The following is a 21857-nucleotide window of genomic DNA, read 5'->3' as shown; positions in this document are numbered from 1 at the left end:
TGCGTTTTCGATTAGAGAAACAGTTGCATGATGACGAACAGGGCGACCAGTCCACCGAGTGAGACGGTAAAGAAGACGGCGACCGAGCGCTCATGGTTGCGGAAAATCGTGTAAAGTCCAATGACAAACGCACCGAACGCGGCGACGACGGCCGATATCGACACGACGGCAGCCCACGTGTTGTCGAATAGGGTGTCGAAATTGAATGGTTGACCCGACTGGACAATGAGGGCAGAGATGATTAAGAGAAAGAACACAGCGAGCAACAAGAGGACCGACCATTTCCCTGGACGTGTCTGTGGGTAGACGTTTCGACTGAGCATGATGGTTCACCTCGCTTTTTCAACTTTTACCTATCTATACCCGATTTTAAGTACATCTCAAAAAATGCTTCCCCTTTTTTTGAACGGTTTCGTGAACAACATCGTCTAAAACAACTAAACTAGAGGAAACGGAGATTGCCTGGAGGTACAGTATGCAGCAGATGAAGATCGACCCGTATTATTTGTTTGATGTTTTCGTTCATTTATACCGGATGGTGTTTTTGATGGAAGTGACGCCTGACGGTTACCGTTATGTGCGCGTCAGTGAGCAGGGGAAACTGGCGTCCTCACTTCCGGAAGACGTAGGGGGACGTTATCTGCATGACATGTACGCGGCCGAGGTCGCCAACGAGCTGATTGTGCATTACGACGCAGTCGTCGCCTCGCATGAACCCGTCTATTTCATGTCGAAGATGAACATCGACGCCAACACGGCCCGATTCGCCTCATCCGTCCTCATGCCACTCGAGAACGAGGCGGGAGAGGTGCGTTACGTCCTCGGCTTGACGACGGACTTATCGGAAGAGGCGGAAATGAAATTGTTGAGTAGCATCGAGAATATTGACTACTTGACCGGGATGCCGAACTTGATGAAAGTGAAGCTCGAACTCGAGAAGTTGTTCCTGAAACAAGAAACGGAAGCGACGAGCGTCATGCGGCTGCACATCAATCGATTCAAAATCATTCTGTCCCTCCAAGGCGTGGAGCGGTCACATCGCCTGATTAAAGAGATGACTCGGCACTTGTCGAACCTATTGCCGAAAGGCTCAATCATCGGTCGCGTCGACGGGGAGGATTTTATCGCCGTCTTACCATACACGTCGGTCGAAACGGCGACGATGCATGGGGAGCGCCTGCTCGCGGCGATTGCCGACTACACGTACCAAGTTGCCGAGACGGAATTCGCCTTGTCCGGCTGCCTCGGAATCAGTGCGGGAACCGAGGATGCAGACCGGGTCATCATGAACGCGTCAACAGCACTCCTGGAGGCCAGACAGGCTGGGAAACAAATCATCAAAGTGTACGAGAAAGATGACTACGTGCAGCACTACATCGATGAGATGACGATTGAGATGGAACTCGTCAAAGGGTTGAAGGCGGATGAATTGAGCGTCGTCTACCAGCCGAAAGTCGGCTGTCAGGACGGAACGGTTCATTTCGAGGCGCTCGTGCGTTGGCAAAGCGCGGCACTCGGGAACGTCTCGCCGGAAACGTTTATTAAGATTGCCGAAAAGTCACTTTTGATCGAGGATATTACCGAGTTCGTCTTTGATCGGGTCTGCCGTGACATGATTGACCAGCCGGACTTGTTTGAAGGCCGACGTGTCGCAATCAACGTCTCGCCGGTATTGTTCCGCCAAGATTATATTCAGCAGTTGTTACCGATTCTCTCGGCGTATGGCCTGCTGCCGGAACAGTTCGAATTTGAAATCACAGAGCATACGCTCATGCAAGAACCGCTCCTCGGCATTCAAACAGTCGATTATTTGAAAGCGAAGGGGTTCCGGATTTTGATTGACGATTTTGGGGTCAGCTATTCGTCGCTCAACTATTTAAAAATGTTTGATATCGATGGCATCAAGATTGACCGTTCGTTCATCAATCAATTGGACAAAGACAACGGGCTGAAAGAGTACGAAATCGTCAAACTGATCGTCTCGCTCGCCAAGAAATTGAATTTAGAGGTCACGGCTGAAGGTGTTGAGACTGAAGTACAGTATCGTGCGATTGATCAGCTCGGATGTGACGAGGTTCAAGGATACTTCTTCAGTCGACCCCTTCCACCCTCTGACCTCAAGCAGGCGCTTGAAGCGCTCGTCTCACAACATGCGGCGTTGCGTCAGGGCGAGTCAGATAAAGCCATGGCGGTGACGTCACTCGATGAGACGGAGGCCGAACGACTGAAGACAATCCTTCGGCTTGAAATTTTGAACACCCCGCGAGAAGAACGGTATGATCGGATCTCACGGCTTGTCGCCCGGACGTTGGACATGCCGGTCGCACTGATCTCGATTTTGACGACGGATCAACAATGGATCAAATCGTGCCAAGGGGTCGCGCTTGAAAATTCGAGCGTGGAGCGGAAGTGGACGTTGTGCGACCGTGTCGTGACAGGAAAATCGGCGCTCGTCATCGAGGATGTACGGACGGCCGAGGCGATGTCGGACAATCCGTTACTCGAAGGGATTGGTTTTTATGCCGGCGTGCCGCTCTTGACACGAAGCGGCCACGTCATCGGTACGCTATGCGTGACCGACGAACGGTCACGTCGCTTCGATACCGAGGCGCTGCAAACGCTCGAAGATTTCGCCAGATGGGTCATGGCGGAAATCGAATTGACCGAGCAAGCGCGAGCGCAAGCCCGACGGCAACAGACGCTCGAGTCGCTCTATGAAGTGACGGCCATTCACGAACCGTTCAGTGATAAATTGAAACGGATTCAGACGGTGCTCCGTGACTGGATTGGATATTCCCACGCACTCGTTTTCTCGACGGAGTCCACCTATCGCGTCTTATCAGAGGATGGGGAAAGCAAACTCGATTGGACGGGAGACGAGTTGCAGCAACTACACGCGTTGACGACGATCGGTCATCAAAAGCTGGGTCGAAACGAATTCGTCATCGATGGAATCGAGTTTGCCTCGATGATCAGCCTGCCACTAGCGAATGAAGGGAAGACGTTCGGATGGGTCGTCTTTTTGGCTGAACAAGGCAGCTTGGACGATGTCGTCGACACGGTGACGATCAACGAGATGACCGATACGATCCTGCTCGTGACCCGCTGGATGGAGAACGAGATTCGACGTGAACGCAAGCATCAAGAAGTGATTGAGCTCATCACCCAAGATGGGCTGACGAAGCTGGCGAACCGGCATTCGCTCATGACCGATTTGAGACAGAAAATGAATCGGAAGCAAACGGTCGCTCTGCTATTTATCGATTTAGATGACTTTAAACAAGTAAACGATTCCTACGGTCATTTGATCGGGGACGAGGTGCTCATCGAGACGGCGAAACGAATCCGTACGTTCAGCCAAACGGTTTCAGGGAAAGCGTACCGATTTGCGGGCGACGAGTTTTTAATCGTCATCGAAGCAGAGCCGGAAGCGCTCGATCCAACCGTGTTTGGCGAGTTGAATCATGTCATTTCCCAGGAAATGACGGTCGGGAACGGCTTGAGACTTAGATTATCAGCCAGTGTCGGTGTCGCCTACTCTAGGATGGACCAAGCATCCCTTGATGCGATCATCCATCACTCGGACGCGGCCATGTACGTCGCGAAAAACTGTGGCGGGGACGGATACTACGTGTACGACTCATATCAAGAACACTGAAAAGGAGACGGACGATGGGGAAGTTGTGGCTGATTGAAGGGTTGCCTGGGAGCGGAAAGACGACATTCGCCGAAACGTTTGTGGCGAGAGGGAGTTCCTACAAATTCTATTCGGAAATCGATGCATCCCACCCGGTCGATTTGCATGACGTCCATTGGGTCGAAGGGGACATACGGTTCGAGGGAGATGTCATCGATCAAGATGGAGATGGTCGATTCGTCCGCTATCGGGCTGGAGAGGCCATCTATGGCACGGACGTCTATGAGTTACCGTTCGAGAAACATGTCGACCTCATGATCGGCCGTTGGCATCGGTTCGTGGAACGTGCACAAAGGGATGAGGTAGACTATGTGTTTGAGTGTGCCATTCTTCAAAATCCGTTCACGATCGGCATGGTGTCGCAACACGTTCCGAACGAACAGATTGAGCGTTATATTGAGACCGTGGCGGGCCTGATCACTACGCTTGATCCGACGGTTGTGTACTTGGAGACGAACGATGTCCCGGCTGTGTTTCGTAATGTGTATGCGGAACGTCCGCCCGAGTGGCAACAAGGTTTCGTCGACTACTATACGACTCGTGCGTATGGCCGGGCGAACGGATTGGTTGGAATCGAAGGAACGATTCGACTTCTGGAAGAACGGCAACAACGTGAATTGAAGGTGTTGAGTCATTTGCCGCTACGAACGATTCGAATCGTCAATGACGAACGGAGAGCGCTCGAAGCGTTCGACAAATTATGGAATAAGGAAGGAGCCGGTCATGCAGACGCTTAAACAATATTCCGACCGCTTTTGGTACATGACCCCTGTCGCCGAGACCGATCGTCCGATTTTAGGAGCTGTTGTCGGTGACACGCATACACTCATGATTGATGCAGGGAACTCCGAGGCGCATACGAACTTATTTTTAGACGCCTTGACCGTACAAGGAATCAAGCGCCCAACGCTCGTGGCGTTGACGCATTGGCACTGGGACCATGTTTTTGGATTGTCGGCATTGACCGATACTGTCTCGATTGCAAGCACGGCGACAAAAGCCGGAATCGAGCGACTGTTTCCCTACACGTGGGACGATGAGGCGTTGGCCGAACGGGTCGAGGACGGACGTGAAATCGCGTTTTGCGCGGAGGCGATCCAACTCGAATACGGTGAAGACAGGTCGATGCGTGTCGTCTTACCGACCGCGACGTTCGATGATACAATCACGCTCGACCTTGGCGGGGTCCACGTCCTCTTAAAGCATGTCGGTGGAGATCATGCTGCCGATGCGGTCGTGGCTTACGTACCAGAGGAAAAGGTACTGTTTTTAGGGGATGCCCTCTATGCGAACTTGTACGCGCCGTCTTGGCGGATGACGCCGGCCCAGACGCTTCGCCTTTTAGAGGTGCTCGACCAGTTCGAGGCCGAGGCGTACGTCTGGTCGCACGGTCAAGTCGTGACCCGTCTCGAGTACGAGAAAGACCGAGACATATTACGGAGTTTGGCCCAAATCACTATTGATTTCCCAGGAAATAAGGAAAAGATAACCGCACAGTACGAACGTTTGACGGGGCGCTCGGTCGACGAGGAAGAACAAGAGCTGATTTCGTTCTTCGTGAACGGCTCGAGTGGGGAAGCGTGATGGAAATCAAACGGATTCACGACGAAGACGAAACGTTTCAACAGTTTTTGACGAGTCGGTTGCGAACGTTCAATGACGCTCACTCGATGCACCATCGCGAGATCCGCAATGCTGACGTCCCGGTCGTTCAGCTGAAAGTGGAACACGACGGGGAAATGATCGCAGGGTTGTTTGGGAGCGTCTATTGGGGCTGGTTCGACTTGGACCGGTTATGGGTCGCGTCAGAACATGCGGGAACAGGCCTGGGAAGCCGTCTGCTCGAGGAAGGGGAGCGGTTGGCCCGCGAACTCGGGGCGACGCGCGTCAAGTTGACGACGTTCTCGTTTCAGGCGAAGACGTTTTATGAGCGCTTCGGTTATGAGGTAGCGGGCGTCCTATACGACTATCCGCCTGGCTCTGATTACTATATGATGACGAAACGATTGATTGATGCATAAAAAAAGCGGCTCACGCGAGCCGCTTTTTTTAGTACACTTTATCCCCGTTGAAGATTGAGTTTTTCACCATGACGTAATCGACGGTGCGCAATGCATCGAGATTGTCCCCACCCGAGTAAGAGATGGCCGATTGGAGGTCTTGCTCCATCTCGGTCAACGTGTCTTGGAGCGCCCCTTTATGCTCGACGAACACTTTCTTGCCTTCGACGTTTTTCCGTTCCCCTTTTTGGAATTCAGAAGCCGACCCGAAGTATTCTTTGAGCAACTTCCCGTCCTGTTCGAACGTCTCGCCCGGTGACTCGTCGTGGCCGGCGAACAACGAACCAATCATGACCATCGATGCCCCAAAGCGAATCGATTTGGCGATGTCCCCATGTGTCCGGATGCCCCCATCCGCGATAATCGGTTTCGTCGCCGCCTTGGCACACCAACGGAGCGCGGCGAGTTGCCAACCGCCCGTGCCGAAGCCTGTCTTGATTTTCGTGATACAGACTTTGCCCGGTCCGATACCGACCTTCGTCGCATCCGCCCCGGCATGCTCGAGTTCCCGGACTGCTTCCGGGGTCCCGACGTTGCCGGCGATGACGAACGAGCCTGGAAGGTGGTGTTTGATGTGTTGAATCATGCGGATGACCGCGTTCGAATGACCGTGCGCGATATCGATCGTGATGAACTCCGGCGTATGCCCGGATTCGGCCAGCATCTCGACGAACCGATACTCATCTTCTTTCACACCGACACTGATCGATGCATACAACCCGCGTCCATGCATGTCTTCGATGAACTTGAGCCGCGTCTCTGGATGGAAGCGATGCATGATGTAGAAGTAACCGTTCTCGGCCAGCGATAAGGCGACTTTCTCATCGATGATCGTCTGCATATTGGCAGGCACGACCGGAAGTCGGAACGTAAAGCCCCCAAGCGTCACGCTCGCATCACATTCAGACCTGCTGTCGACGATACATTTTGCGGGAATCAATTGAATATCTTCATAATCAAATACTTTATCCATGTTGTCACACCCCTATTTACGAACAATTAGATTCGTTGAATGATAAATACTTCGCCCATTCGGTAATGTAACGTAAATTAGAGCATATGTCAAAGGGATATAGCGATAAAAGATAAAAATTCTTGATGATCGCTGGTTAATCCTCTTTAATGTTCGTGTTTAGGTACTGTCTTCTGTGTTTCACGTGAAATAAGACCGCTCAGGAGCGGTCTTTAAAAACGACATATTGATTTCGTCCATTGGCCTTGGCTTCATATAGTGCCAAATCCGCGTGTTTGAGCAATTGTTTCGTCGACATTCCTGGTCGGTAAGGGGCGACCCCGACGCTCGAGGTTGTAACGAACGTATGTCCTTCGATTAACCACGGAAGTTGGAGCGCGGTGACAAGCTTTTCGGCCACTCGTCTCGGGGCATCGGATTCCGTGTAGCGGATGAGCACCGAAAACTCATCACCGCCAAACCTTGCAATCACGTCTTGGTTTCGCAAGACATCGGTCAGGCGAGCAGAGAATTGGCGTAGCAGTTCGTCGCCGATGTCATGTCCGAGTGTGTCGTTAATCTGTTTGAAGCAGTCGATATCGAGCGAGAGGACGGCGAGAGACTCGTCTCCTTCATCCAATCGCACCAACGTCTCTTCCAAGTAGGCGAGGAAGTAGCGCCGATTCGGCAAGTCGGTCAACGTATCATGGTAAGCCAGGTGCTTGAGCTGTTTCTCCAATACTTTGCGTTTCATGATCTCACGCGTGACCGTCAAATAATGCAGCAGCTGGCCGACGTCGTCGTAAATCGCTTGAATCTTCGTCTCGAGCCAAATCCAACGTCCATCCTGGTGCAGGTGACGAAATTCGAGGGTGAGCGGTTCGCTCGACGCTGTCATCGTGTCGAGTTGTCGTCTCGCGGACTCGACGTCATTCGGATGGATGAAGTCGAGCGTATTTTTACCCTCGTAAAGCTCGGGCGCATATCCAAGCACGGTCTTGTGAGACGGCGAAGCATAGCGCACTTGACCGTCACGCTCGAGGATACAGACGAGGTCGCTCATGTTCTCCGTAATGAGGCGATATTGCGTCTCACTTTGGTGCAGGGCGCGCTCCATCTCACGCTTCTCGGTGACGTCGCGCAACAAAGTCATGACGGCAGTCGTGCCTTCGTAATCGATGAGCAGGCTGCCGATGTCCATATGTAGTCTTCGTCCTCCCGGCGTGAGGAGCACGATTTCCGTGTCTTGAACGGGATCACCTTGCCGTAAGGCTTGGAGGCGCGCCTTTGTCGTCTCATGAAATTCCGAGGCGACAAATTTAAAGATTGATTCGCGCTCGATATTCGTCGCCCCGATCGTTTCTAGCGCTAGGGCGTTGGCGTATAGAATGACGCCGTCTTTATGAACGATAATCCCTTCCGGAATCGTCTCGATCAGTTGGCGATAGCGACGCTCGCTCTCTTGGGTCGCACGCTCGGCATTTTTCTCCGGAGTATGGTCAATAATGATGGCGAACAGACCCGTGATTCGGCCTCCGACTTCAATCGGAATATTCAAGATGGCCAAGTCGAGGAAATCCCCGGTCTTTTGAAGCGCCGTGATCCCGTATTTGTGCGGGGTGCCGGACAAGGCAAAGCGGAGACCGTCGTCGACGAGCATTCGTTCTGACTCTGGCAACCATGCTAAAAATGACTCGCCTAACAAATCATCTTCTCCGTAACCCGTGATTTGCGTGGCAGCGGGGTTGATCGATTGGACGCGAAACGCGTCATCGAGGACGAAGATGCCATGCGGCGAGTAGCGCCGGAGCGACTCGTGCTGGTCTTTCAGAATCGACAGTTCGAGTTCACGACGCTTCCGCTCCGTCACTTCCCGGACGACCGAGATGACGTGTGTGCAGACGCCTGCCTCGTCGAAGACCGGGGTCACCTCGGATTCGTAGTAATGAACCGGTAGTTGAATCTCATGTGAGACGGGTTGGACCGAGTAAGAAGGTTCGGCCAGGCGGTAGTCTTCGAAGACGATACTCTTTCGCTCCCGAACAGCCTCCTCGTAATGTCGTGTGACGAGAGCGGCTGTCTCGGGCGGGACCATGTCCTCGACACGTTTCCCGATATCGGCATCTGTCCAGCCGATCGCCTGCTTCCCCGGCTCGTTTACAAATATATAGCGATAAGTTGAACCGTCCACTTCCATGAAGAAGACAAAATCAGAGATTTTGTCGAACGTTCGGAGGAGGACGGAGGAATAGTGTTGGATTGTCTGGTCGGCGTGCATCATGTCCCTCATTTCAATCAAAAACTTTTCGGCGCGTCATTCTCATATTACCGTAAGTGACGATGAAATGTGTGAACATTCTAAAAAAGACAGGACTGTAAAAAGTCCTGTCAGGCAGCTTGTTTCATTTCGGATCGCTCGTGGCGACCGTTCATCAAGTAATAGAGGAACAACGTAAAGAAGACGACGCCGGCAAGCAACAGATAGAGCGTTGAAAAACCGGTCAACGGAATGAGCAAGCCAATAAAATAAGGCCCGAATCCTAGACCCGCGTCCAAGGCGATGAAGAAGGTCGACGTGGCCATGCCCATCCGGTGAGGGGACGCCGCTTTGACGGCGATCGCTTGTGTGCCGGATTGGATATTCCCGAATCCTAATCCGATTAGCGCCCCGGCGAGTAACAGCATGACTGCGTTGTTTGCTTGGCTCAAGACGAGCATGCCGATCGCAAAGAAGGCGATGGCCGGGTACATGACGATGTTGGCCCCTCGCGCGTCCATCAGGCGCCCGGTGATCGGCCGCGAGATCAGGACCGCAATAGAATAGACAAGGAAGAAAATACTCGCCGCTTCCACGAGATCGAGTTCACTCGCATAGAAATTGATATAAGACAACACGCTCGAGTAACTGAGGGCCGCGACGCCAATGATGAGTGCAATTGGCAACGCCTTTGGTTCGACGAAGGCACTCAGTGACAAGCCCCGAACAACTTCCGGATTGTCGGCCTCAGGGACGTTCACGAACAAGGCACTTCCTAGACTGATGAGTCCGACGACGAGACAAGTTAGGAAGATGACCGAGAAGCTCGTGTACTGACTCATCATCAAGCCGACGAACGGGCCGATGGCGGTGGCGAGCGTCGAGCTCATGCTGTAATAGCCGATGCCTTCGCCTTTTCGAGAGCCGGGGATGACCTGGGCGACGATTGTTCCGGTCGCCGTACTCGACAGTCCCATTCCGAGACCGTGAACGAAGCGGGTGAACAGTAAAAAGCCAACGCCGAGGTCGATAAAATAGAGCAAAATTGTCGCCGTGAAGAAGGTGAGACCGATGAGAAGCGTCTTACGCCGTCCAATCGAATCGATCAAGCGTCCGATGAAGAGTCTCCCGACGAGCGTCCCGATAATAAAAATGCCGGTGACAAGCCCGGCCTCGCTCGTCGAAGCCCCATATGTGGAAACGGCATGAACGCCGATGGTTACCATTAGTAAGAAGAAGATGAGCGTCAAGAAGAAGTTGACGAGGGAGATGATGAGAAAATCTTTCGTCCATAGTTTTTGTGCGGTCAGTTGCATCGTCGGCCCGCCTCCTTATCCATTTGATTCTAAATAGTTAACAAACATAACTAAAGGAGTATAACAAAAGGATGGAGGTTTGTCCGAACAGACGCTTGTCACTAGAAAAACCGATGCGCGTTCACGCATCGGTCGGTCGTCAGGCTAGATGACGGCGATACCAGAGGACAAGCGGGACGAGCACGAGGGAGATGACGCCGCCGAGCAGTGACAAGGTCAGATAACTCGACTGGGCGGCGATGACGCCCGAGAGCATCCCTCCTGATGCGCCGGCTAAGGCAATCCAAACATCAACTGAGCCTTGTGTCTTCGCGCGCGTCTCCGTCGACGTCGCATCGACGAGGATGGCGGTCCCGCTGATGAGACCAAAGTTCCACCCGACACCGAGCAGGACGAGCCCGACAATCAACAAGAAGAGAGAGTCGGCTGGGGCAAAAGCGGCGACGACCCCGGCGAAGAACAAGGTCACTCCCGAGGCAATCGCCATGATTTCACGACCGATCCGGTCGACGAGCACGCCTGTCACGAGGGACGGCAAGTACATCGCCCCGATATGGAACCCGATGACGAGCCCGACGGCACCGAGCTCGTGTCCGTGGTGGCGCATATGAACGGGCGTCATCGTCATGATGGCGACCATCACAATTTGGCTGAGGATCATGACGAACGCACCGACATAGACACTACGGCGGTCATGCGTCGATTCAACCGGATGGACTGATGTGTCGATGGTTTCTTGCCGTTTCGCCTCGATGGCACGGGCGACGAGAAGCGGGTCAGGGTTCAAGAATACGAGCAAAATGAGGCCGGCGAAGAGATAGGCTACCCCCGCAAGCAAAAACGGTCCTGATAGTGTCGGCAAGCCGAGCCCGTCGGCGACACGTCCCATCGGCTCGACCAAGTTCGGTCCGGCGACAGCCCCGAACGTCGTCGAGACCATCGCGATACTGACCGCGGTCGCTCGCTCCGTCGCATTCGCCAAATCTGTCCCGGCGTAACGGGCTTGGAGGTTTGTCGCTGTCCCCGCCCCGTAGATAAGGAGTGAGATGAACAAGAGCGGTACGCTCTCGAGCGTCGCGGCAATGATGACCCCGACCGCTCCGAGCGCACCGGTCAAGAACCCGGTCGCCAGTCCGAAGCGGCGTCCGACCCGCTGTGACATCAACCCGATCAAAAAGGCGGCGGCGGCGGAACCGAGCGTGAACAGTGCCGTCGGAACGCCCGCATATGCGTCGGTCCCGAGTAAATCACGGGCCAGCAAGGCGCCGACCGTGATCCCGGCGGCGAGGCCGGCCCCTCCAAATATTTGTGAGAGCACGACAGTAACTAACGTTCGTTTGTATAACTGTCGTTGCAGTTCAAGGTTTTCCACATAGGTAGCAAACTCTTTTCGCATCCAGTCTTTCCTCCTTTACGCTATATACCCCACCTAGTATATCGCTAGAGCGGAGGGGAAGGGAAGCACGTAAAAAGGATTCGACCCACCGTTTTGGGTCGAATCCTTGAACTGTTCACATTAGGCGCGGTCCCAGAACCGTCCTTGCGCGATGCCGTCGATAAACGTATCGAAACCATCGAGACTATGTTGTTTGAACGTGTAGACACCTGGTTGATCTGTCTTCACCCGGCAGCGGTCGAGCACTTCATCGTGGTGCAAATGTAGCGCGAGTGGCTTGAAGTGCTTATACGTGTTCTCGATGAATTCGAGCACGTCGTCCTCGACTGAGGTCGCTGTGCTGACGAGGAAAGCGGCATCGAACAGGCTCGAATCGACCGTATCATACGTCTCTTTCACTTTAAGGTCGCCGAGCGTATACGACTTCTTCCCGACGAGGCTGTAATTGACCTTGTTGTCAGCGAACACCTGGACCCACGCCTTCACTTGCGCGGCATCGACGTCTCCGGCGAGCAGGACGGCGACGCTCTTCGTGTCCGGTTTCGCGATTGTATTGGCCATGCTGAGCGCCGGTGAGGTCTTGTCCGAGACGACTTCATTGTTCTCGTCCGGAAGCTCGACGCCTAAGTTGTCAGCGACGACAGAGGCGAGGTGACGGTCGATGCGATTCAACAAATCGACGGCGTTCTCTTTGACCATGTCCGACTCACATTTGCCGAGCTCGAAGCTGTAAGCGTCTTGAATGTGCTGCTTTTCGACGTCGGTCATGCTGTTATAGAAGAGCTTCGCTTGCGAATAGAAGTCGAGGAAGCTGTCGCTTCGACCACGAATCTTGTGCCCGTCGATTTTCTCTTGATAGTGCTCGAACCCACCTTGCTCGGCTGGAACAGGCTCGGGTTGATTGTTGTTGAGCGCATTTTTGTGGTAGCTTGTCTGTCCTTTATGAACGGCCATCTGATGCATCCCGTCGCGCTGGTTGTTATGGAACGGGCAGACCGGTTTGTTGATCGGGAGTTGATGGAAGTTCGGTCCTCCAAGACGTGATAACTGGGTATCGGTGTACGAGAACAGGCGTCCTTGCAGGAGCGGATCGTTTGAGAAGTCGATCCCAGGCACGAGATGGCCAGGGTGGAACGCGACTTGCTCGGTCTCGGCGAAGAAGTTATCGACGTTGCGGTTGAGCATCATCTTGCCGACAAGTTTGACGGGCACGTCTTCTTCCGGCCAAAGTTTCGTCGGATCAAGAATATCGAAGTCGAACTTGAACTCATCTTCTTCCGCGATGATTTGAAGCCCGAGTTCCCATTCCGGGTAATCGCCTTTATCGATTGCTTCATACAAGTCGACACGGTGGAAGTCGGCGTTCTTCCCGAGCGCTTTCTGTGCTTCGTCCCACACTTGCGAATGGACGCCAAGTTTTGGTTTCCAATGGAATTTGACGAAATGTGCCTTGCCTTCCTTGTTGACGAGTCGGAACGTGTGCACGCCGAACCCTTCCATCATGCGCAGGCTGCGCGGGATGCCGCGGTCGCTCATCGCCCACATCACGTGGTGAGCCGCCTCATGGTTTTGACCGACGAAGTCCCAGAACGTGTCGTGGGCACTTCCGCCTTGCGGCACTTCCGTGTGCGGTTCCGGTTTCACGGCATGGACGAGGTCCGGGAATTTGATGGCGTCCTGGATAAAGAAGACGGGCATGTTGTTCCCAACAAGGTCATAGTTCCCTTCATCCGTATAGAACTTCGTCGCGAAGCCTCGGACGTCGCGGACGGTGTCCCCAGAACCGCGCGAGCCTTGCACCGTCGAGAAGCGGACGAACACAGGCGTCACTTTCGACGGGTCGTTCAAGAAGTCGGCTTTCGTATAGTCAGCGAGCGACTCGTACACTTGGAACTCCCCGTGGGCCCCGACGCCGCGCGCATGCACGATGCGTTCAGGAATCCGTTCGTGGTCGAAGTGCGTCATCTTCTCACGGAAATGGAAGTCCTCGATGAGCGTCGGTCCGCGTCGCCCGGCTTTGAGCGAAAACTCATCCTCCGCCATCTTTAGACCTTGGTTCGTCGTGAGCCCGGCTTGCTGCTCGTTATCGATCATATGTTGTTTCAATTGCTCTTCTTTCTTGTTCCCCATGTTATTGCCTCCCCTTTAAGTATGCACACGCGCTGTAAGCCACGTTTTGGCCTACTTAACGAGTTTTCCCTAACCGACCGAGAAAAAACCCCCATTTTTAAAATGGAGGTTAGCGTAACATGGATAGGGTTTTCGTCTTGCCGTCCGACAGTTTGTAGCGCACGACGTAGTGGCGCGATGTCGTCTGGACCGTAGCGGACGTGATTTTCGTCGCCTTTTCGCCGATATGGATCAGCGTCAAATACTCGACTTGCTTGCCGCGCTTTGTCGTCACGACTTGATTGCGGCGTTGCCAGTCATAATCTCGGTATGACACGTAACTCGCACCGACGGCGACTTTCGGGGTCGTGCCGACCTCGAGTTGCAACAAGTGGATGGAGCGGTTCTGGTTGTCTTTAAACATGGCATGACGGCTTCCGCTCGAGACCCGGTTCAAACCGGTCCCAAGATGGAACCGCTGGACGAACGAGGTCGTGGTCGGACTCGTGATGTCATCGTACACGAGCACCGTTCCGTCGCGGTCGTAGGCGAGGCGACGGGTGTGCGTCATCCCCTGGCCGAGCAGTCCGCTCGTCCCGGCTGCCGTCCACTGTGTCGATGAAGCACCGACCGAAGTGATTTGACTGCGTCGCAAGTTGCTCGGCGTCAATTTGAAGTTCTGTCCGGCAACATGGACGGTATTATGGGCCGCTGCCTGCATGACGACCTTTCGTTCGGGTCGATTCGTATAGGCGTAACGACCGCTCTCGACGATAAAGTCGCGTCCGTAACCGTAAAGGTCGATCGATAAATCGTCGGCATGTTTATGGATGTTGCTGTGATAGCCGGCCGTCATCATCACTTGGACCGCGTCGTGGAACGGACCAGAAGCTCCGCCCCAATGCTGACGGAAGAAGGCGTACTGGTTCGACAACTTGCCGACCCGTGTCGACGGTTGCGCCCCAGATCTCCCTTGTGTCATCGCATAATACAAGTGTGGATAACGCTCGACATAGGGAATCGCGTCCGGACGGTGAACGATGGACGGGGTGTCGCCGAACATCGGGAGTGTCCCGTTCGGCTTCAACATATACGTCAGCGCACCAGGCATGTCTTTGACGTCTCCCATCCGGCTCGACAAGGCGAACCGGTTAGCGGCGGCCCAGTCGTTGAAACGGGCGAGCGTGTCATATAAATAAATCTGATAGAACGGTGAGTGCTCAAGGTGGACCCCGTCCGTGCTCAAGCTATGGTTCAACTGCTGGGTGAGCCGGTTCGTCGCCAGCGAACGCCATGACGACGAACGATAGAAACTTCGGTGCGTCTCCGCGACAGCGGTCAACGCCATGTCTTGGAACATGCCATGGTTATTGTTCGGCTTATAAAAGCTCGGTGTCGCGAGGAGCGTCGCGTGCTCATAGAGCGTCTTGGCGAACAGTTGCGAGAACGCTGGGTCGGTGTTGACCGTGGACGAGCGGAACTCGTTCCAGAAGTTGAGCAGATGGAACGTCCGGATCGCCGTGCCGTGGTCGTGATACGGCCATGGATAGCGTTTGTAGTTCCCAACCGGATATTGCTTGGTCCAACTCGTTACGATCCGCTTTCCGTAACGGAGATACTCAGTGTTTCCGGTCGCGGCGTATGCTTGTGTCAACTGGTTCAACGTCGTGAAGTAATGGATTTGGAACTTGAACGACTTCGAGTCGACCTCTGGGACGCTGACGTCGAAGCGGTATGTATCGATGTTCGGGACGCGCAGCTGATAGGGCGGGGAGGGGATATACCAGTTCCCTTTCATCGCTGCGTCAGCCCGGATGACGGCGGTCTTGGCTGTCAACTCATCATAGTAGTACGGCGTCTGGCCGCGGGTGAGCGAGCGCATATATTCGTGGGTCAGACGTGCATAGGTCGAACCAGAAAACGTCGTCAAGGACAGGTTTGTCGCCACTAGTTTGACGGCTTTCTTTTTCACGTAATAGATGGTTCTTCCGTCCTGGACTTTATAGTAATAACCGGACGTGCTGAGCGCCTTGAACCGCTTTGCTGTTCGCAACGTCGCTTTCGGCTTGAGCGTCTTGCCGACAAATTGATAAAGCGTTGTGCCGGAAGGGACGCTCACCTCATAAGGGGGTGTCGTCGCGGCCGCGGCGGACTGTGGCGTCATAGTAGAACCCATCACGAACAACAGCACCCACAAAATCATCAATCGTTTCATAACGTCTTCCTTTCTTTGGCCGTTCAACCAGTTACGTGTATACAATTAGTATACAATTATATATTTAGCCAAAGAAAGGAAAATTCGATGTATTTTCCTGGAGGATTCAGGTTATAAAGCGGCCCAAACATTCTGCTTTAATACAATTTGTTGGACAGTTTCCGGATTCAAGTCGTATTTCGTGGAAATGGTGCGTGTCACCTTCGCTTTCAAGTCAGGATCGTCCGACTGTTCCGCTTCATAGACACGATTCCATGCTTGCCAGACACGTGCTTCCTTGTCCGAAAGTTGCGTGCCCCATTCTTTTTCTTTCAACTGCCACCCGAACGTCATGTCTTCATAAGAACCGGCTTTTACCGTATCAGCAAGGCTCCAATCTCCACCAGGCGCAAATACGGCCTCGCCGAGCGGAGATTCTGTACCGATATAGGCTTCGTGGTCATAAAAACGGATGAGGGCGGCTTGGAACGTGTCTTGTACGGCCACCTCGTCGATCACATCCTGGCTGATCGATTGGAGTGTCTCGACGTCGGGTTGGCCGTGGACGATGACGTCATATGCATAGCGGACGGCCTCGTCTTCCTTCACGGCCTGCCTCGTCTCGATCGTATAGCGTCCCTCCTCATGTGTCGCCTCTGTTCGGGTGATCGCGCCATCGCGTTCCTCCTCGATAGACTCATGCGGCCAGACATAGGCGGTCAAGATCATGGCGGGGATGAAGAGAAGACTGCGCCTTAGACGATACACCCATTTCGGTTTACGTTTCGTTGTCATTTAAATCACTCCAATTCTTATGTATAAAAAAATCCCCTGATGTCAGGGGATTAACGTGTGCGGTCGAGCCGTACGATTCGAGAATCGGGACTGTCGATCCCACGAACCAGCTCACTCAAAATTTTAGAACCTAACATGCTGTACACCGTTCCATTGCCCCCGTATCCGAGTAAATAAAAGAGATTGGGGCGGTCCGGGTGTTCCCCGATAAAGGGCAGTTGGTCGATTGACTCACCGAACAAGGCTACCCAGGCGTATTCAACTGTCAAATCATACATCGGGAACAAAGCCTCGACTTCTTGGCGCAACCGCTCGGCCCGTTTTTGAATGAGCGCCTCGCTATGCGGCGTCTCTGGTTTCTCTTCATCGAGCCCGCCGGCGATGATGCGGCCGTCGACGGTCGTCCGTAAATAGAGGTACGGCCGTTTCGTTTCCCAAATGAGCGCCTGGCCATCCCATTCTTTAAAATCAGGGACGGGATTCGTCGCAATCGCATAAGAACGGTTGAGTTCGATTCGATGCGTGTCGAGGAGCGGGGCCGGGCGATAGCCGGTCGCGAAGATGACGTGACCCGCCTTGAACGTTCCTGCTGGAGTCAGCACGAGCCAGTCGTCTCCGTCGGCGACGACTTCCGTAACGTCCGTCTCTTCAAAGATGGGGACGTCCTGTGTCGACAAGTAACGGACGACTTGGCGGCTGAGTGTGAGCGGATTGACCTCGGCGTCCCCGTTCGTGATCAAGGCGGCCGGTTTGTCGAACGGATAGCGTGCGCGTAACGCCTCCCGGTCGAGCCATTCGGCTTGAAGCTCATGTTTCGTCAGCATCTCATACTCCCGTTTCAATTTGGAGACATCTGCCTCACTGCTGGCAAAGCAAAGGCTGTCGCGCCGGATGTAGACGTCTTTGGCATCGACCGTCTCGGCGACCTCGTCGAGCGCATCGACCGCCTCGGCACACAATTTATAGAAGCGGACGGCATCCTCTTCGCCGATTTGCTCGGCGAGTTCATGCAACATGATGTCGTTCGAGTATTGAATGAGCCCGGTATTCGCGGCCGTGCTCCCGGCACCGACTTTCCCTTGGTCGATAACGGCGAAATCGACACCATCCTTGTGAAGGGTATAGGCCGTCAGCGTTCCGGACATGCCGGCGCCGATGACGAGTACGTCGTAGCGTTCTTTTTTGATTGGTTTTTGTAAGACAATCTGTTCCGATTCCGTGATCGGCCAATATAAGTTCCCGTTGTGCATTTCCATGACGTCATCCTCCGATAATCAGCATCTCCTTCTTAATCCCCGAATTTCACGATTGAAAACGCCAAAAACCGCAGACGACGTGTCTGCGGTTTTTTAAATCGGATGTGTGTTCGTTACTTCTTGATGACGACCGTGCTAGCGGATGCGCCTTTCGTGTAGCTGATTCGTTTCACATTTTCGGCTCCACGAATCTCGGCCAAGTTCGTGCCGTCGACGATGACTTCTTTGACAGTTGCGCCGTCGAAGTCGATGATGGCACCGGCTTCTTTCGGTTTCACTTGAACGACGATGTTTTTAAGCGGGTCACCTGTCAACTCCGTGTAAGCGCCACGTACGAAGATACCGTTCTTGAAGTTCGTGCCCTTGCCGATCGTCACGCCGATGAAGTCGTCTTGAAGGACGAGGCGAGCAGCACGGTTATTTTCGACCGTGTAACGTGTCAATTCCACTTCCGGCTCCGGAGTGAGGTCGATTTGAGCGAGCACCGGATCGTGGTCACTTGCGCGACCAGACATTTCCGTGAAGTCCGCGTTGACGTGGATCATATCGATCTCGGTCGTCGCCGCTAAGTGGTTCGACACGAGGATATGGTCGAGCACTTGCGAGTTCCCTTGGTAGACGTACGAGTAACGGTCGACGGCAGGTACTTTTTCGACCATGTTCGTCATCAAGTCGCCTTTGAAGATTTGCATCGCGTCTGAGAACTCGAAGTCGTTAAAGTCACCGAGGGCGACGACGTTTGCGTCCGGGTTGTCCGTCTTCACATCGGCCACGAAATCATGGACGATTTGTGCGATTTGTTTCCGTTGGACTTCGCTGCCAAGAACGACCGGCTGTTTCGAGCCGAAGAAGCCAGTGTCGCCACCTTTCGAGTTCCAGTGGTTGGCGATGACGACGACGTTCTCGCCTTGGAAGTCGAATTGCGCCGCGAGCGGTTTACGTGAGCTGTTGAACGCCGGGTTGAGCGGGTCGATGCGGCCCGGGTTGTGCGTCAACTTGCCGTTCTCATAACCGACAGCTGTCGTCGCGTCACCGGCAGGGATGCCTTCTGTGAGCGAGACACGTTCCGGGTCATACAAGAAGCCGACACGGATGTTGGCGTTCGGTGCACCGCCATCTTTGTTGTTTTCTGGGTCGATGTTGACGTACTTGTACGATTTGCCGCCGATCGAGACGATATTGTCAATCAAGCGTTGATAGCTTTGGTCGGCCGCAGAATCGCCTGTGCCCTCACCGTTGTTGTCTTGAACCTCGGTCACGCCGATGATGTCCGGGCTGTTCAATTCCTCGACGAACGCTTTCGCGAGTTTAAGTGCCTTCTCATCCGATGTTTCCTTCACGTTGTTCGAGAAGTTCTCGAGGTTGTAAGAGGCGATCGTCAATTTGTCCTCTTCGGCTTCGATGAACGTCGTCTCGCGCTTGGCATCGCCTTTGACGAAGGCGGCTTTCATTTCGTCGAGTGAGGCTTGAATCTTGTAGTTTCCGAACGAGTATCCGACGATTCCGACGATCGGGCCGTTGAATCGGTCACCGGTCGCGACATCGAATTCACGCGCTTCCGCGTTTGGTTCGAGACGGAATTGGATCCGTTCCGGGTTGGCGTCATCTTTTTTAAGAAGCACACCACCGTTGAACGTCTCCGTCGGTGTTCCTTCGAGCACGGTCACGAGGTCGCCGTATTGTTGTGGGGAGACAGATTTAAGGTTGCCCGTCTCGACGCGCATCCCTTCAAGGCTCTCCCAGAAGTCGATGGCGTCTTTGTCCGGGTTGAAGACGGCGAGGGCGTCGCTGTCGATGAACTCGGTCGGCAAGTTCGACTCGTCGATTTTCACTGGCGTCGGGAGGGCGACACCGCTCTTGATGACGTCAACACCACCGTTACGTGTATCGATTTGCGTCATCTTCATGTCTGTCTGTTGACGGTCGCTATATCCTTCGATGGCGTACTCGCTGACGAGACCTTTCACGCTGACGAGGTCTCCGACTTGGATGCCGGGGATCGAACGGCCACCATACAAGATGATTCCTTCTGACGTGCGTGCGTCTTGGTCCGCTTCCATGTCAGGTGTTTGAATGTAGTAATACGTCGTTCCGTTCGAGACGAACGAGTACGTGACGATTCCTTCGACACCTTCGACCGTCTGTCCGTTCATCGGCGACGTGTGGCTCGCGCCTTGAATGTCGTGGATGCGGATCTTGTCCGTGATTTTATAGTCGAACGTCGTCACGGCGCTGAACGAATCACCTGATTTGACGGCCACTTTGAGCGTCTTCGTTTCTTCAATGCGGACTGGTGATGTATAAAGCGTACCGTTCACTTTCGGGTCCGACCCGTCGAGCGTGTAATAGATGTCAGCGCCCGCTGTCGTCGTCGAGAGTGTCACGTTTTGTGGACCGACGAACGTGCCCGCACCTGGCTTCGCAGTTGCCGGACGGAGTACCGACGCGTCGATGACCGTGTCAGATGCGTCACGCGGGATGATTTGATACGTGTTATCGAACTGTTGCACGATTCCTGTGATTGACGAGTAGTTGACGTCCGTCTGTAAATCGAGAATGCCGCGCTCATCGCGCACGACGAATTCTTTCGTTCCGTCCGTGGCCGTCAAGTTTTGACCACTGCCCGAGAGCGTGACGTTATTGACGGTGACGAGTTCAGACTCGACGTCCTCATTGATCTGTTCGCCAGTGAGAACTTGCGCAGCCGGGACGCTCGCCGCTTGTTTTGAAACGACGACGGCGCTGTTCAATTGAAGCAGTTCACGATACGAACCGATCGCACCCGTGACGACGACTTCATCCCCGACGTTGACGGCGAGTGACGTCGGACGGACCGAGAGGCCGCCTGTCGCATCTTGAATCGAAATCGTGTTGGCCAGTTTCGCCGTGACGACGCCTTTAATCGTGACCGTTTCACCTTCGGCTTTCGTACGGGCGTCACTGATCGAGATCGGAGTGACCGCCGCCGGTGGTTCTACTGTACCGCCATCGCCGTAGTCGACGCCTTGGAACGTGTGGGCTCCGAGGTTCGTGAACGTATCGATTGGTTGTGTGTTCCATTCAGTGGCCGGGTCGAACGCATCGGCGCCGTTCGCATCCCCTGTCGTGACCGTATCTTTTCGAACTAACGACTGGTCAGCCGTGGCGACGCTAGTTCCCCATTTCGTACCCGGATCGAATCCGACTTGACCGAAGACGTCGAGCACCGTGTCGCCTTTTTTCAAGACGAGCGTGTCATCGCCGTTAAAGTTCGTCACACCGCTTGTCGTGTTCGACTTCGCTTTCAAGGCATCGCTCGCGTTGGCGTTGACGATGACATACGTGCCACCTGGCTCGAGCGTACCTGTCAAGTTGAGGGTCGTGCCTGGAGCCGTCCCGCCGTTTGAATACAGTTCAAGTTTATAGGCCGAGAGGTCGATGGCCGCATTCGTTCCATTGAACAGTTCGATCGCTTTATTGTTGCTAGAGCCTTCAACATATTCCGAAATGAATAAATCTGTAGCGTTCAACGTCTCTGCGTGTACGTTTGCCGCAATCGGCGTCATGCTGCTGACGATGAGTCCAGCCGATAAAGCGAGGCCGGTCATTTGTTTGAATGAACGTGCTTGTGGTTTCCCCATGTGTTAGTCTCCCTTTGATTATGTAGATGGCCGATACGATGTCCCAGTTCGTGTGGTCACTTGCTTGAGCGGATGCCCCCTTTAGGCCAAAACAAAATGATAGCGCTTACATTACTCGACTTGATGTAAGGAAGATGCGTTCGTATTCCCTCCATCGATTGACGGATTCCACTATCATTTACCAACTTTTCAACTACATGTTAAA

General features: G+C 53.9%; 14 protein-coding genes. 4 read left to right on the top strand and 10 right to left on the bottom strand.

Translation table 11 applies throughout. The annotated features are described in order from the left end of the window. Positions 1-11: 11 nt before the first annotated feature. On the bottom strand, positions 12-323 hold the full coding sequence (locus KNP86_RS11750; RefSeq protein ID WP_214754417.1) for a hypothetical protein: 312 nt from the start codon (positions 321-323) through the stop codon (positions 12-14). Positions 324-475: 152 nt separating this feature from the next. Between KNP86_RS11750 and KNP86_RS11745 the strand changes: the two genes are divergently transcribed. From KNP86_RS11745 to KNP86_RS11730, 4 genes are read left to right on the top strand one after another with little or no spacing between them, the layout of a single operon-like run. After that, positions 476-3658: an EAL domain-containing protein gene (locus tag KNP86_RS11745; RefSeq protein ID WP_214754415.1), complete on the top strand. Its 3183-nt coding sequence runs from the start codon at positions 476-478 to the stop codon at positions 3656-3658. Between the two features lie 14 nt (positions 3659-3672). Beyond that, on the top strand, positions 3673-4434 hold the full coding sequence (locus KNP86_RS11740) for a P-loop NTPase family protein (protein ID WP_214754413.1): 762 nt from the start codon (positions 3673-3675) through the stop codon (positions 4432-4434). Then, the gene (locus tag KNP86_RS11735) at positions 4421-5281 is read left to right on the top strand and encodes an MBL fold metallo-hydrolase (protein WP_214754411.1); all 861 of its coding nucleotides are present in this window, start codon (positions 4421-4423) and stop codon (positions 5279-5281) included. The genes KNP86_RS11740 and KNP86_RS11735 overlap by 14 nt, the downstream gene beginning before the upstream one ends. Further along, positions 5281-5718, top strand: coding sequence for a GNAT family N-acetyltransferase (locus KNP86_RS11730; RefSeq protein ID WP_214754409.1), 438 nt, complete (start codon positions 5281-5283; stop codon positions 5716-5718). The genes KNP86_RS11735 and KNP86_RS11730 overlap by 1 nt, the downstream gene beginning before the upstream one ends. Before the next feature lie 28 nt (positions 5719-5746). On the opposite strand, the gene guaC is transcribed toward KNP86_RS11730, so the two are convergent. The 9 genes from guaC to KNP86_RS11685 all read right to left on the bottom strand — a co-directional run bounded on the left by guaC (position 5747) and on the right by KNP86_RS11685 (position 21652). Beyond that, positions 5747-6730, bottom strand: coding sequence for a GMP reductase (guaC, locus tag KNP86_RS11725; protein WP_214708298.1), 984 nt, complete (start codon positions 6728-6730; stop codon positions 5747-5749). A gap of 199 nt (positions 6731-6929) precedes the next feature. After that, entirely contained in the window at positions 6930-8990 is a 2061-nt protein-coding gene (locus KNP86_RS11720; RefSeq protein WP_251130510.1) for a PAS domain S-box protein, read from the bottom strand. A gap of 107 nt (positions 8991-9097) precedes the next feature. Further along, positions 9098-10282: an MFS transporter gene (locus tag KNP86_RS11715; protein ID WP_214754407.1), complete on the bottom strand. Its 1185-nt coding sequence runs from the start codon at positions 10280-10282 to the stop codon at positions 9098-9100. Positions 10283-10421: 139 nt separating this feature from the next. Then, a complete protein-coding gene (locus tag KNP86_RS11710; protein WP_214754405.1) occupies positions 10422-11678 on the bottom strand; it encodes an MFS transporter in 1257 nt (418 codons plus the stop codon). Positions 11679-11798: 120 nt separating this feature from the next. Continuing rightward, positions 11799-13808, bottom strand: coding sequence for a catalase (locus tag KNP86_RS11705; protein WP_214754403.1), 2010 nt, complete (start codon positions 13806-13808; stop codon positions 11799-11801). A gap of 109 nt (positions 13809-13917) precedes the next feature. Then, positions 13918-16002, bottom strand: coding sequence for an alginate lyase family protein (locus tag KNP86_RS11700; RefSeq protein WP_214754401.1), 2085 nt, complete (start codon positions 16000-16002; stop codon positions 13918-13920). A gap of 111 nt (positions 16003-16113) precedes the next feature. Beyond that, positions 16114-16776 (bottom strand): hypothetical protein, encoded by a 663-nt coding sequence (locus KNP86_RS11695; RefSeq protein WP_214754399.1) that lies wholly within the window; start codon positions 16774-16776, stop codon positions 16114-16116. Positions 16777-16826: 50 nt separating this feature from the next. Beyond that, complete coding sequence (locus tag KNP86_RS11690; RefSeq protein WP_214754397.1) at positions 16827-18032, bottom strand: NAD(P)/FAD-dependent oxidoreductase; 1206 nt, start codon at positions 18030-18032, stop codon at positions 16827-16829. A gap of 113 nt (positions 18033-18145) precedes the next feature. Then, positions 18146-21652, bottom strand: a complete 3507-nt coding sequence (locus KNP86_RS11685; protein WP_214754395.1) for a chitobiase/beta-hexosaminidase C-terminal domain-containing protein — start codon at positions 21650-21652, stop codon at positions 18146-18148. Between the last annotated feature and the right edge of the window lie 205 nt (positions 21653-21857).

Source organism: Exiguobacterium sp. s16, assembly GCF_018618115.1.
Lineage (GTDB): Bacteria > Bacillota > Bacilli > Exiguobacteriales > Exiguobacteriaceae > Exiguobacterium > Exiguobacterium mexicanum_A.
The sequence above is the reverse complement of the archived record's forward strand: the minus strand, read 5'-3'. Positions and strand labels throughout refer to the sequence as shown.